14 protein-coding genes are annotated in these 13,638 nt (G+C 50.4%); 12 read left to right on the top strand and 2 right to left on the bottom strand.

Annotation, left to right across the window (positions count from 1 at the left end; all coding sequences use genetic code 11):
• Position 1 precedes the first annotated feature (1 nt).
• The 7 genes from purQ to purD are packed head-to-tail and all read left to right on the top strand — an operon-like array spanning position 2 to position 8,715.
• The gene (gene purQ, locus AXG56_RS16530; protein ID WP_008633556.1) at positions 2–685 is read left to right on the top strand and encodes a phosphoribosylformylglycinamidine synthase subunit PurQ; all 684 of its coding nucleotides are present in this window, start codon (positions 2–4) and stop codon (positions 683–685) included.
• Positions 669–2,897: a phosphoribosylformylglycinamidine synthase subunit PurL gene (purL, locus tag AXG56_RS16525; RefSeq protein WP_062515531.1), complete on the top strand. Its 2,229-nt coding sequence runs from the start codon at positions 669–671 to the stop codon at positions 2,895–2,897. Before purQ ends, purL begins: the two co-directional genes overlap by 17 nt.
• The gene (gene purF, locus AXG56_RS16520; RefSeq protein ID WP_008633552.1) at positions 2,873–4,285 is read left to right on the top strand and encodes an amidophosphoribosyltransferase; all 1,413 of its coding nucleotides are present in this window, start codon (positions 2,873–2,875) and stop codon (positions 4,283–4,285) included. Before purL ends, purF begins: the two co-directional genes overlap by 25 nt.
• A gap of 18 nt (positions 4,286–4,303) precedes the next feature.
• Positions 4,304–5,314 (top strand): phosphoribosylformylglycinamidine cyclo-ligase, encoded by a 1,011-nt coding sequence (gene purM, locus AXG56_RS16515; RefSeq protein ID WP_062515529.1) that lies wholly within the window; start codon positions 4,304–4,306, stop codon positions 5,312–5,314.
• Complete coding sequence (purN, locus tag AXG56_RS16510) at positions 5,311–5,889, top strand: phosphoribosylglycinamide formyltransferase (protein WP_008633546.1); 579 nt, start codon at positions 5,311–5,313, stop codon at positions 5,887–5,889. The genes purM and purN overlap by 4 nt, the downstream gene beginning before the upstream one ends.
• Entirely contained in the window at positions 5,886–7,418 is a 1,533-nt protein-coding gene (purH, locus tag AXG56_RS16505; RefSeq protein WP_062515527.1) for a bifunctional phosphoribosylaminoimidazolecarboxamide formyltransferase/IMP cyclohydrolase, read from the top strand. The genes purN and purH overlap by 4 nt, the downstream gene beginning before the upstream one ends.
• A gap of 22 nt (positions 7,419–7,440) precedes the next feature.
• The gene (gene purD / locus AXG56_RS16500) at positions 7,441–8,715 is read left to right on the top strand and encodes a phosphoribosylamine--glycine ligase (protein ID WP_062515526.1); all 1,275 of its coding nucleotides are present in this window, start codon (positions 7,441–7,443) and stop codon (positions 8,713–8,715) included.
• On the opposite strand, the gene AXG56_RS19870 is transcribed toward purD, so the two are convergent.
• Positions 8,680–8,787 carry an EYxxD motif small membrane protein gene (locus AXG56_RS19870; protein WP_328700171.1) on the bottom strand — a complete coding sequence of 36 codons (108 nt, stop codon included), beginning with the start codon at positions 8,785–8,787 and terminating at the stop codon, positions 8,680–8,682. The two genes, purD and AXG56_RS19870, sit on opposite strands and share 36 nt — an antisense overlap.
• Before the next feature lie 59 nt (positions 8,788–8,846).
• Positions 8,847–9,092 carry a DUF2892 domain-containing protein gene (locus tag AXG56_RS16495; protein ID WP_026578741.1) on the bottom strand — a complete coding sequence of 82 codons (246 nt, stop codon included), beginning with the start codon at positions 9,090–9,092 and terminating at the stop codon, positions 8,847–8,849.
• Positions 9,093–9,166: 74 nt separating this feature from the next.
• On the opposite strand from AXG56_RS16495, the gene AXG56_RS16490 reads away from it, so the two are divergent.
• From AXG56_RS16490 to AXG56_RS16470, 5 genes are all read left to right on the top strand, one after another.
• On the top strand, positions 9,167–10,912 hold the full coding sequence (locus AXG56_RS16490; protein WP_062515524.1) for an adenine deaminase C-terminal domain-containing protein: 1,746 nt from the start codon (positions 9,167–9,169) through the stop codon (positions 10,910–10,912).
• A gap of 38 nt (positions 10,913–10,950) precedes the next feature.
• Complete coding sequence (locus AXG56_RS16485) at positions 10,951–11,964, top strand: DUF3048 domain-containing protein (protein WP_062515521.1); 1,014 nt, start codon at positions 10,951–10,953, stop codon at positions 11,962–11,964.
• A 14-nt stretch (positions 11,965–11,978) separates the two neighbouring features.
• Positions 11,979–12,281, top strand: a complete 303-nt coding sequence (locus tag AXG56_RS16480) for a YerC/YecD family TrpR-related protein (protein ID WP_008636379.1) — start codon at positions 11,979–11,981, stop codon at positions 12,279–12,281.
• A gap of 60 nt (positions 12,282–12,341) precedes the next feature.
• Entirely contained in the window at positions 12,342–12,824 is a 483-nt protein-coding gene (locus tag AXG56_RS16475; protein WP_062515519.1) for a GNAT family N-acetyltransferase, read from the top strand.
• Between the two features lie 71 nt (positions 12,825–12,895).
• The gene (locus AXG56_RS16470) at positions 12,896–13,492 is read left to right on the top strand and encodes a YitT family protein (RefSeq protein WP_153017444.1); all 597 of its coding nucleotides are present in this window, start codon (positions 12,896–12,898) and stop codon (positions 13,490–13,492) included.
• Positions 13,493–13,638 lie beyond the last annotated feature (146 nt).

Here is a 13,638-nt window from a genome sequence, read left to right as displayed (position 1 = left end):
CGTGAAATTTGCTGTCGTTGTTTTTCCAGGTTCCAACTGTGACCGTGACATGTACCACGCTGTCAAGGACGGTTTGGGGCAGGAAGCGGACTTGGTTTGGTACCAGGAAGCGAATCTAGCAGACTATGATGCCATCCTTCTGCCAGGAGGATTCTCATACGGGGATTACCTTCGCTCCGGAGCGATTGCTTCTACGGCTCCGATTGTCGAACAAATCCGTGAAGCTGCCGAAGCAGGAAAGCCGATTCTCGGTGTATGTAATGGATTCCAGGTCCTGCTTGAGATGGGGCTGCTTCCAGGTGCGATGCTCGCGAACGAACGCCTGAAGTTCATGTGCCATTATGAAACACTGACTGTGGAAAATGCAGATACCCTTTTCACCCACCACTATGAAGAGAAAGCAAAAATCCAGATTCCGATCGCTCATGGCGAAGGAAACTATTATTGTGATGAAGAAACATATGCGAAGCTGCGCGAAAATAATCAGATTGTCTTTACTTATGAAGAGAACCCGAACGGCTCTGTAGGGGATATCGCAGGCATTATGAATGAGCAGGGGAATGTCCTCGGTATGATGCCGCACCCGGAACGGGCAGTGGAAGCGCTGCTTGGCAGCGATGACGGTCTGCGCTTATTTGAATCCATTCTTACACACTGGAGGGAACACCATGCCATCAATGCTTGAGATCACCCCGGAAACGATTGAAGAACAGCGCGTCTATGCGGAAATGGGTCTGACGGATGAAGAATATGAATCGGTCAAAACCATCCTGGGACGCCGTCCGAATTATACAGAAATCGGTTTGTTCTCGGTCATGTGGTCCGAACACTGCAGTTATAAGAATTCAAAACCGCTTCTAAGGAAATTCCCGACAGAAGGCCCTCACGTGCTGCAAGGTCCCGGGGAAGGAGCCGGCATCATCGATATCGGTGACGATCAGGCCGTCGTTTTCAAAATTGAAAGCCACAACCACCCTTCTGCAGTCGAGCCGTATCAGGGCGCTGCAACAGGTGTCGGAGGGATTCTTCGGGACGTCTTTTCCATGGGTGCCCGTCCGGTTGCGCTTCTGAACTCTTTGCGCTTCGGTTCATTGGAACAGCCTCGTGTGAAATACTTGTTTGAAGAAGTCGTACGCGGAATCGCGGGCTACGGAAACTGTGTCGGTGTACCGACCATTGGTGGAGAAGTCCAGTTCGACGATGCCTATAACGGCAATCCACTTGTGAACGCCATGTGTGTTGGTTTAATTGATCATAAAGATATTCAAAAAGGGATTGCAGCCGGAATCGGTAACACGGTCATGTATGTCGGTGCGAAGACCGGCCGGGACGGGATCCACGGAGCGACATTCGCATCAGAAGAATTGTCGGAAGAGTCCGAAGAAAAACGCCCTTCTGTCCAAGTAGGCGACCCATTCATGGAAAAATTGCTGATCGAAGCCTGCCTTGACGTCATTCACCATGACGCGCTTGTCGGGATTCAGGATATGGGAGCAGCCGGTCTCACTTCCTCTGCCAGTGAAATGGCGAGTAAAGCAGGTACGGGAATGACGATGAACCTTGACCTTATCCCGCAGCGGGAACAGAACATGACAGCCTATGAAATGATGCTGTCCGAGTCACAGGAACGCATGCTTCTTGTCGTAGAAAAAGGCCGGGAAGACGAGATAGCGGAAGTATTCCGTAAGTATGATCTGGAAGCTGTCGCTGTCGGAGAAGTCACGGATACGAAGCGCTTCCGCCTGGAACATAAAGGAGAAGTCGTCGCTGACGTGCCTGTCGATTCTCTTGCCGAAGACGCTCCAGTCTATCATAAGCCGTCGAAGAAACCGACGTATTACGAAGAATTTCAGGCAATGGACGATTACGCGCCTGTCGTCGACGATTATGCGGCAACGCTGAAAAGTCTGTTGAAACAGCCGACGATCGCAAGCAAGGAATGGGTTTACGATCAGTATGACTCGATGGTACAGACAAACACGGTCGTCGCTCCAGGGTCTGATGCAGCCGTATTGCGTGTACGTGGAACAGAGAAGGCTCTTGCAATGACGACGGATTGTAATTCCCGCTATATCTATGTCGATCCGGAAGTCGGCGGACAAATCGCTGTTGCTGAAGCAGCCCGTAACATTATCTGCTCCGGTGGTCGTCCGTTGGGAATCACAGACGGATTGAACTTCGGTTCTCCGGAAAATCCGGAAATCTTCTGGCAGATGGAGAAAAGCGTCGACGGCATGAGTGAAGCGTGCCGCGTCCTGAACGCACCGGTCATCGGAGGGAACGTTTCCTTGTATAACGAATCATTCGGTGGCAAAGCGATCTATCCGACACCGATCGTCGGCATGGTCGGCCTGATTGAGGATGTAGCTCACATCACCCAGTCCCACGCTAAGAAAGCAGGCGATCTCCTTTATGTCATCGGGGAGACGAAGCCGGAATTCGGTGGAAGTGAACTGCAGGGGATGTTGGAAGGAAAGCACTTCGGCAAAGCGCCTGCGCTTGATCTGGAAGTGGAAGCGAAGCGCCAGAACGCTCTTCTATCCGCTATTCAACAAGGTCTGATCGAATCTGCTCATGATTTGGCAGAAGGTGGTCTTGCGGTCGCTCTTGCAGAGAAGCTTTTCGATCAGGAACTCGGTTGTGATGTCCAGGTAGAAGGGGATGTCCTTGCAGCCTTGTTCTCAGAAACGCAGTCCCGTTTCCTTGTAACTGTAAGTCCTGAGCAGCAAGATGCGTTCGAACAAGCGGTGAATGACGCAGTCCGGATCGGAAAAGTGACGGAGGACGGCATCTACCGTGTAAGCAATAAGGATCGAATCGTAGTGGAAGAGCAGACAACAACGTTGAAGGATACTTGGAAAGGAGCTATTCCATGCTTGGTGAAATCAAAGGCTTAAATGAGGAATGTGGCATTTTCGGAGTCTGGGGCCACCCGGACTCCGCCCAACTGACGTATTATGGTTTGCACGCTCTGCAGCACCGCGGGCAGGAGGGCGCCGGAATCGTCACAACAGACGGAGACCATCTGAAGCTTGCTAAAGGACACGGATTGATCAATGAAGTTTTTTCCGAAAATCAGCTGGAAGACTTGCAAGGACACGCCTCCATCGGGCACGTCCGTTACGCAACTGCAGGGGACGGTGCATATGAGAATATCCAACCTCTGATGTTCCGTTCTCAGACAGGGGGGCTTGCGCTTGCCCATAACGGAAACCTGGTCAACGCCCACGCGTTGAAGAGCCAGCTGGAAGCACAAGGGAGCATTCTGCAGACCAATTCCGATACAGAAGTAGTTGCCCACTTGATCAAGAGAGCGCGCCATCTCCCGCTTGACCAGGCTATTGGAGAGGCATTGTCCATGATCAAGGGAGCTTACGCGTTCCTTGTGATGACGGAAGACAAGATGTTCGTTGCCAATGACCCGCGTGGCCTTCGCCCTCTCAGCCTTGGACACCTTGGTGATGCTTGGGTCGTATCTTCGGAAACGTGTGCGTTTGATGTGATCGGAGCCCAATACGACAGGGAAGTTAAGCCTGGTGAACTGCTGATCATCTCTGATGAAGGAGTAGAGACGAAGCGTTTCTCTGCCCCGATTCAACGTACATTGTGTTCCATGGAATATGTGTACTTCTCTCGTCCGGACAGTAATCTGGACGGTAAAAACGTCCATGCATCACGGAAACGAATGGGGAAAGCCTTGGCGGAGGAAGCACCCATCGAAGCGGATGTCGTAACAGGAGTACCGGATTCCAGTATTTCTGCTGCCATCGGATATGCAGAGGCGTCCGGCATTCCTTATGAGCTTGGTATGATCAAGAACCGCTATGTCGGTCGTACGTTCATCCAGCCGACTCAGGAACTGCGGGAACAAGGGGTCAAGATGAAGCTGTCTGCTGTAAGAGGTATTGTCGAAGGGAAACGTGTCGTCATGGTCGATGATTCCATCGTCCGGGGTACGACAAGCCGGCGGATCGTAAAAATGCTGAAAGAAGCAGGAGCGAAGGAAGTGCATGTCCGTATTGCATCTCCGCCGATTGAGAACCCATGTTACTACGGAATCGACACCTCGAACAGTGGAGAGTTGATTGCGGCAAACCACTCTGTAGAAGAAATGGAGAAATTGATCGGGGCTGACAGTCTCGCTTTTCTATCCGTGGATGGTTTGAACGACAGCATCTATCAGGGGGATGAATCGCTGGAGCATGGCGGCTGTATGGCCTGCTTTACAGGCAATTATCCTACAGAAATATATCCTAATACGGTCCACCCGTATGAGAAAGCGTGACGATGAGGAGGCAGAATGATGAGTGAATCCTATAAACAGGCAGGAGTCGACGTCGAAGCTGGTTATGAAGCGGTCGAACGGATGAAGAAGCACGTAGCCAGAACGATGCGCAAGGAAGTGATCGGCGGTCTCGGTTCTTTTGCCGGGTTGTTCGATATCAGCGGAATGAGTTATGAAGAGCCCGTCCTTGTCACTGGAACGGACGGTGTCGGGACGAAGCTTCGGCTCGCTTTTGAAATGGACAAGCATGATACGATCGGTGTCGATGTCGTGGCTATGTGTGTGAACGATATCGCGGCACAAGGAGCAGATCCGCTTTTGTTCCTTGATTATATCGCTTGTGGAAAGAATGAGCCTGCCCGCATCGAACAAATCGTCAAGGGCATCGCGGATGGCTGCCAGCAGTCGCACGCTGCGCTCGTCGGCGGGGAAACGGCAGAAATGCCCGGCATGTATGAGGAAGAAGAATATGACCTTGCCGGCTTTGTTGTAGGAATGGCAGATAAACGGAAGCTGATCACCGGAGAAGGAATAGAAGCAGGGGATGTCATCATCGGCCTTCCTTCCTCTGGGGTTCATTCCAACGGTTTCTCGCTTGTCCGCCGAATTATCGATAATCAGGGGCTGAGTCTCCAGGAAACTTATGAAGGATTCGACCGCCCGCTTGGGGAAGTATTACTAACTCCTACCGTCATTTACGTCGAAGCTGTCAAACAGCTGAAGGAAGCGGTGAGCATCAAAGGACTTGCCCATATTACCGGCGGCGGTTTCTATGAGAATATTCCAAGAGCGCTTCCGGAAGGCCTGGGTGTGGCAATCAACCAAGGAAGCTGGAACGTGCCGGCGATTTTCCCGTTCCTTCAAGCACAAGGAGACATTCCTGCCGATGAAATGTACGGGGTCTTCAATATGGGAATCGGTATGATTGCCATCGTTTCGGAAGCGGACGCAGAGAAGGCAGCGGAAGCTATCGGACATGGTGTCATCATTGGACGAGTGACAGGCGAAGAGGGAGTGCAGTGGACATGATCAACCTTGCCGTCTTTGCTTCCGGAACAGGATCGAACTTCGATGCCATTGTCGAAGCCGTCGAAAATGGAACCCTCCATGCAGACATCAAGCTGCTTGTCTGTGACAAAGTAGGCGCTCCTGTCATTGAGAAAGCGCAGCGTCACGACGTGGATACCATTGTTTTCAACCCAAAAGTCTACGAAAATAAAGCAGCCTATGAAGCCGCCTTGCTGGAAGACTGTCGTTCGCGCGGCGTTGACTACATCATTCTTGCTGGTTATATGCGTCTCGTCGGCCCGACGCTGCTTCAGCCATATGAGAAACGGATCATCAATATCCACCCGTCCCTGCTTCCTGCTTTTCCCGGTAAGGATGCCATTGGACAGGCGATAGATAAAAAGGTAAAAGTGACTGGTGTGACCGTCCATTTCGTTGATGACGGAATGGATACAGGCCCGATCATCGCCCAGGAGGCGGTGACGATCGAAGACAACGATACACCGGAAGAAGTGAAACGGAAAATTCAGGCGGTCGAACACCGCTTATACCCGCAAGTCATCGAGTCATTATTCACCAAGGAGGAATCCAAATGAAAAAACGTGCCCTACTCAGCGTATCCAATAAAGAAGGTTTGGCTGATTTCGCTAAACAACTCCACGAACTAGATTACGAGCTTGTTTCCACAGGTGGAACGAAGCGCGCGATCGAAGAAGCAGGGGTTCCTGTCCTGTCTATTTCTGAAGTGACGAATTTCCCGGAAATTATGGATGGACGTGTCAAGACGCTTCATCCGGCGGTCCATGGAGGCCTCCTTGCCAAGCGCGGCAACGCCGACCACATGGAACAGTTGGATGGGCTGGATATCCAAACGATCGATCTCGTCGCAGTCAACCTGTATCCTTTCAAGGAAACGATCGCTAAAGAGGGAGTGACCGAGGCGGATGCTATCGAAAATATCGATATCGGGGGCCCGACCATGCTCCGCGCGGCGGCGAAGAACTTTGCAGACGTCGCTGTCGTTGTCGATCCTTCCGATTACGATGCGGTGATCGAAGGCTTTAAAGCAGACAGCCTTTCTTATGAAGCACGTCGCAGGCTTGCTGCGAAAGTGTACCGCCATACGGCGAATTATGACGCGATGATTGCCGGTTACTTCTCGGAACTTACAGAGGAAGCTTATCCGGAGACATACACCGTAACATATGAGAAAGTACAATCCCTGCGTTACGGAGAGAACCCGCACCAGACCGCTTCGTTCTATAAGCAGGCTAATGCGGAAGGGACGTCGCTTGCGAATGCGGAACAGCTGAATGGAAAAGAGCTCTCTTATAACAACATTCAGGATGCTAATGCTGCATTGGAAGTGGTTCTTGAATTCGGCCAGCCGGCTGCAGTAGCTGTCAAACATATGAATCCTTGCGGCGTCGGAGTAGGGGAGAATCTATACGATGCTTTCACCAAAGCATACGAAGGGGATCCGGTTTCCATTTTTGGTGGAATCGTCGCCTTGAACCGTGAAGTCGATGCTGATACAGCAGCGAAGCTGAAAGAGATTTTCCTGGAGATCATTCTCGCTCCTTCTTTCAGTGAGGAAGCGCTCGAAATCCTTACGAAGAAGAAAAACCTTCGCCTCTTGAAAATCGATCTGAAGAAATCCGATCGTCCTGCGCACAAGCTGACGAGCGTCAACGGTGGACTGCTTGTTCAAGATACGGATGAAGGGAATCTTGACGGGGTGGATTTGACTGTAGCGACGGAACGGGAACCATCTGCACAGGAGCTGGAAGACTTGAAGCTCGGCTGGAAGGTCGTGAAGCACGTGAAGTCGAATGCCATCGTAGTAGCGAAAGGGGATCGTACCCTTGGAGTAGGTGCCGGACAAATGAATCGTGTAGGCGCAGCCAAAATCGCTTTTGAACAAGCGGGTGAAAAAGCAAAAGGCAGTATTCTCGCCTCTGATGCGTTCTTCCCTATGCCGGATACGGTAGAAGCGGCAGCTGAAGCAGGCGTTACTGCTATCATCCAGCCGGGTGGATCGAAGCGTGACCAGGACTCGATCGATGCCTGCAATAAACACGGCATCGCAATGGTCTTCACAAGCATGCGTCATTTCAAGCACTAAGAACAAGGGAGGATGGACGACGATGAATATCATGGTAATCGGACGGGGCGGCCGTGAACACAGCCTTGTTCAAAAATTAGCAGCAAGTAAACAGACAGAGAAAATTTACGCAGCTCCCGGTAACGCCGGTATGAAAGAAGCCGTCTGCGTGGCGATTGAAGAAGGGGATCATGATGCCCTCGTTTCTTTTGCGAAGGAAAACGACATTCATCTGACAGTCGTAGGTCCGGAAGTTCCTTTGCTTGAAGGGATCGTCGACCATTTTCAAGCGAATGACCTGAAAGTATTCGGACCCACCAAGGATGCGGCGCTGATCGAGGGAAGTAAACATTTCGCGAAACAGATGATGGACAAATATGATATTCCCACAGCGGAATATCAGGCTTTCTCCGACCTGGTGGAAGCGAAAGCGTACATTAAAGGAAAAGGCGCTCCGATCGTCATCAAGGCAGACGGCCTGGCTGCTGGAAAAGGTGTCGTTGTCGCCGAAACGCTGGAACAAGCGTTGGAAGCGGCCGATTCCATGCTCGGCGAAGGGCAGTTCGGAGAAGCAAGCAGCGAAATCGTTGTGGAAGAGTTTTTAGCAGGGGATGAATTCTCCTTGATGGCCTTCGTCCACGGTCCGAACGTCTATCCAATGATTCCTGCAAAGGATCATAAGCGGGCATTCGACGGGGATGAAGGACCGAATACAGGAGGTATGGGGGCATTCGCTCCCGTCCCGGGACTGGCCTCGTCTTCCTATGATACAGCTGTGGAATCGATTGTACGTCCGGTCGCTGAAGCGATGGTCCAGGAAGAACGTCCGTTTACGGGAATTCTTTATGCCGGACTGATTGAAACAGACAAAGGACCGAAAGTAATTGAATTTAACGCTCGTTTCGGAGATCCAGAGACCCAGGTGGTCCTGCCTTTGCTGAAGAATGACCTGGAGCAGGTGTTTTTGGATGTCATGGACGGAAAAGACCCCGAACTTCAATGGTCGGAAGAATCGTGTGCAGGAGTTGTCGTCGCATCGAGCGGATATCCGGGGGGATATGTGAAAGGGCGCCCGCTTCCTGCACTCGAAACGTCAGATTCAGCCTTCCTTGTCCATGCAGGTACAGCACTTGAGAACGGAACCTATGTATCGGACGGAGGACGTGTCCTGCTTGTTGGCAGCAAGGGGAATGACCTTTCACGTGCGCTTGATTGTGCTTATGAAGCGCTGCGTCCGTTACATGCAAATGAAGATTTTTTCTATCGCCGTGATATTGGCAGATCATCGATCACGTCTTCTTCTGGAAGCGACGAGTAAGAGGGCTGCAATTGTGCCGATGACGGTTACGATGACGAAACCTACGTCTGTAAAGTATTCCATGAAGTCCATTATTCTCATCCTTTACTTATAAGAGCGGAGCTTATGCTTCCGCTCTTCATTTTTGTTGATTATTTAGGGAAGTTTTGCTGCCAGCCTTCTTCTTTGCCGTCTGTTTCGACGGTCATCTTCTCGATTGCTTCAACCATCGGGCAGTAACGCACGATGCCTTCTGCTACTTTCATGGATGCGAGAGCGATTAGAAAAGGATGGGAAGATCCATGACCTCTGGATCCGCGAATTGTGAGAAGGGTGAGCATGCTCAACCCTGTCGCAATACGTATCATGCTGTTAATTGTGCCGATATTTTGTCTCATATAAGCTCCTCCTTACAAGTATGGCTTCTGCTGTGTTACGATAATAGATAATCTGATTAAGGGAGGGATCCTCCATGAATGAAGCACGATTCCGGTGGCGGAACCGCCAGTTGCGAGTACATGCATCTGTCTTGGACGGTGACGCGGCACCGACGAAATTGATAAAAAATACTACGTACCTGAACGTCTATTTAAAGCAATGGATGACAGGTCATATATGGATTTACGAAGACCGAATCATTTATACGGGTAAGGAGCTCCCTTCCAATATGGAAAATACGGAAGTCATCGATGGGAAGGACAGTTATATCGTCCCGGGCTATATCGAGCCGCATGCCCATCCGTTTCAATTATATAATCCCCAGACCCTTGCTGAATATGCAGCGGAGACGGGTACGACCACGCTGATCAATGATAACCTTATGTGGCTTTTTTTAACTGAAAAGAAGAAAGCGTTTTCTTTATTGGAAGAGTTCATGCATCTTCCTGCAACCATGTACTGGTGGGCGCGCTTCGATCCTCAGACGGTTTTAAGGGAGGAAGACAGAGAGTCTTTCGACGAACAGGTGCTGGATTGGATTGAGCATGATGCGGTCATTCAGGGCGGGGAATTGACGGCCTGGCCGGATGTGCTATATGAAAGAAATGAGCAGATTCTGCACTGGATGCAGGAAACGAAACGATCACGGAAGCCGCTGGAAGCCCATCTTCCAGGTGCATCGGAGCGTACGTTAGTGAAGATGCGTCTCCTTGGGATGGATTCTGAGCATGAATCCATGACGGCGGAGGACGTCATTACCCGGCTGTCGATCGGCTACCATACGGGGCTGCGTTATTCTTCGATACGTCCGGATCTTCCTGACATTTTACAGGGACTTGAGAAAATGGGGCATACCCAGTATGACCACATGATGTTTACGACGGATGGATCCACCCCCGGCTTTTATGAGGAGGGGATCATTAACATGTGCATTCGAATTGCTATAGAAGCGGGCGTTCCTGAAATTGATGCCTATATGATGGCTACGTATCAGGCTGCGAGGCACTTCGGAATCGAAAGCAGGGTCGGCAGTCTTAATGCAGGACGTGCCGCCCACCTTAATTTCCTTAGAGATCCTAAAGATCCGACCCCTCACTCCGTCATCGCCAAAGGGGAGTGGGTGAAGAAAGAGGGAGAGGTTGTCCCGACAGGCATCGAGATTCCGTGGGAAAAGAACGGGATAGAGAAGCTTTCCCTCGACTGGGAGCTCGCGGATAAGGACATGCAGTTCTCCATGCCGATCGGGCTTGAACTGGTAAATGACGTTATTATGAAACCATATGCGATAGATACGGATGCTTCCGTGGAGCGTTTGTCTGATGAGAATAAGGAAGCATTCATCATGTTGATGGACAGAGATGGCGAATGGATGGTCAACACTCTGCTGAAAGGATTCACACAGTCCCTTGGCGGGTTGGTCAGCTCGTTCAGCAATACCGGGGATATCCTCGTAATTGGTAAATCAAGGACCGATATGAAAAAAGCATTCCAACGGATGAATGAAATCGGCGGCGGTATCGTATTTGTTAATGAAGGAGAAGTTCTGTTCGAGCTTTCACTGCCGTTGGGCGGGGTGATGTCTGATCTTCCTTTGCAGCACTTAATGAAGGAGGAGAGACGGATGAAACAATGCTTGAACGAACACGGGTTTTCCTTTTCGGACCCGGTGTACACATTGCTTTTCCTATCATCCATGCACCTGCCGTATATCCGCATTACACCGCTTGGAATTATGGATGTGAAAAAGAAAGAGGTACTCTTTCCTTCTATAATGCGTTAAAATAGAAGAGGGAATATAGGACAAAGGGAAGTGCTTCCATGAGAAAACTTACCTTCTTACTTGTGCTCACGCTGCTGGCTGCCTGCGGCTGGTTCGGAGTTGATCGAGAGGAAGGGTCCGTGACAGACCAGACGGCGGACGATGAACGAGTGATTATCAATGAAGGAGAGCAGACCGTTTTCCCGTTGACAGGAGAAATCAATCCGGATCAACAGAACGATCCAATTGTAGCTGTCATGATTAACAACCATCAGAATGCAAGACCCCAAGCAGGGCTCAGTAAGGCGGATGTCGTCTATGAAGCGCTGGCGGAAGGGTCGATCACTCGCTTCCTAGCTTTGTTCCACAGTGATATTCCTGATACAATAGGTCCGGTCCGAAGTGCAAGGCCTTACTTTCTTGAACTTGCGGATGGGTGGAATGCTCTCTATATCTATCACGGGGCATCCACTGCCATCCAGAAGCAAGTGACGGCGAGCGGTGTGTCCTACTTGAACGGTTCCATCTACGATAACAACGGCTGGCTCTTCCAGCGTACTTCAGATAGGAAAGCGCCCCACAACTCCTATCTAATCACAGATGGGATACTGCAAGCTGCCTCAAATAAAGGATATACCTCCTTCAAGAGACACGAACCGCTGCCGTTTGATTCTGAGCAGGAACTGGACGGGAAGCCGGTAAATCGAATGGCCATTAGATATGCGGAGACGCAGCAGGTTCTATTTAATTGGAAAGAGCGATCCGGCTTATTCCAGCGCTCAAGTGATGGAGAAACGACGATAGATGCGGCGGATGGAACTGCCATCGGGGTCGAAAATGTCCTGGTCATCCGTGCCGGCCATAAAGTAATAGATACGAAAGGGCGGCGTGCAGTCGATTTGAAGTCCGGTGGAGACGGCTGGCTTCTGCAAAAAGGAATCCGGAAAGAAATACAATGGAGAAATATCGACGGACGCCTCCTCCCCTTTGCGGACGGCAAAGCACTTGCTTTCCTGCCGGGGAAAACGTGGGTGAACATCATCCCGTCATCGGTGGAGGTCCGTTTTGATTAAGGAGGGAAACGGGAATGCAGATCGATAAACTGAGAGGGAAGACGCTTGATCAGCTGTTTGAAGCGGTGCTGTCCCTGCAGAACCTCGAAGAATGCTATGAATTTTTTGATGATCTTGCAACAATGAATGAAGTCCAGTCCCTGGCACAACGGCTGGAAGTTGCCCGCATGCTGAGAGAAGGGTACACGTATCATAAAATTGAAACACAAACAGGAGCTTCCACAGCGACGATTTCTCGCGTGAAGCGCTGCTTGAACTATGGGAACGATGCCTACACGAAGGCACTCGACCGTGTTCAGGCGAAACATGTAGAATAAAGGAGAAAGGCTGCCGACAACCCGGCAGCTTTTTTTATTCAAAAGGAGCAGGGATCAGTCATGGAAATACGTAATGTCCGGAAGACGGACTTGGATTCGCTTATGACGATTGAAAGAGAAGGGTTTACAGAGGGAGAAGCTGCAACGAAGCAGGCAATGCTGGAACGGATCCACTTAATTGCGGATACCTTTTTGGTAGCAGAAAAAGGAGGAGTCGTTCTAGGCTACATCAACGGCCCTGTCATAGACAAACCGTTCATTACAGATGATTTGTTTGAAAGAATTACAACGAATCCATCGCGCGGAGGGTATCAGGCAATTCTCGGTGTCGCCGTTTCTGAACAAGCAAGAAGGCAGGGGATCGCTGCTTCCCTTTTCCATGAGATAGAGCGGCTGGCGAAGGAAAATGGAAGGGAGGGAGTCACCTTGACGTGCAAAGAAGAGCTGATATCTTTCTATGAGAAGCTTGGTTATGTCCATTGTGGAAGGTCAAATTCCGTCCATGGTGGAGTCGCGTGGTACAATCTGATAAAAAGGATGTAGGAAGGTTCTCTCTCGTTCTTCTAACCTATTCCGGACAGGCATAGACTGTATTAGAGGAGGGGGACGGGGAGATGAGAGAGATGTGGGTAAAAGGGATGATGATCGTGATCGGGAGCTTGGTTCTATCCGTCGGTATCAACTTATTTCTCATCCCTGATCATGTGCTGGACGGGGGGATCATTGGTCTTGGTATGATTTTTAACTACATATGGGGACTGCAGGTCGGGCTGACGATAATTTGCTGCAGTATTCCCATCTTTCTGCTTGCCTGGTTCTTTTACCGTCCCTACTTCTATAACAGCCTCCATGGATTGTTAATCTCCTCTTTTTCCATTGATTTGTTCAGCGGTCTCCGCTTTTATCATCTGCCTCTCGACCCGGTGATCAGTTCGATCATCGGCGGGGCTCTTGTCGGGGGAGGAATCGGGTTAATGCTCAGGCATCATACCAGTACCGGAGGGACCGACCTCCTTGCGCAGATGATTGCAGACTGGTTTAAAGTCAATGTCGGCTTTATCATTCTTCTGCTGGACGCCTTGATCATTGGGGCGAGCGGCTACCTGTTTTCCCTGGAAACGCTGCTCCTTTCGGCTATGACGATCATGAGTGTCGGTCTCGTCACGATGTTGTTCACGTCATCCAGACTGCTGCCACACGTAATCAAGTAAATCCACCTTCCCATGAAGGGAAGGCTCACATAGTTTCCTTTCTTTTTACTTAACCATCCAAAAAGGAAGGGATGGTTTCTTTTTTTATGACATAGAGCTTCCCGACAGCCTTTACAGCCGCCTCTTCTTTTAAGGGGCGGCTTTTT

The organism is Halobacillus sp. KGW1 (assembly GCF_001592845.1).
In the GTDB taxonomy this organism is placed as follows: domain Bacteria; phylum Bacillota; class Bacilli; order Bacillales; family Halobacillaceae; genus Halobacillus.
This window is presented reverse-complemented; position numbering and strand designations above follow the sequence as displayed.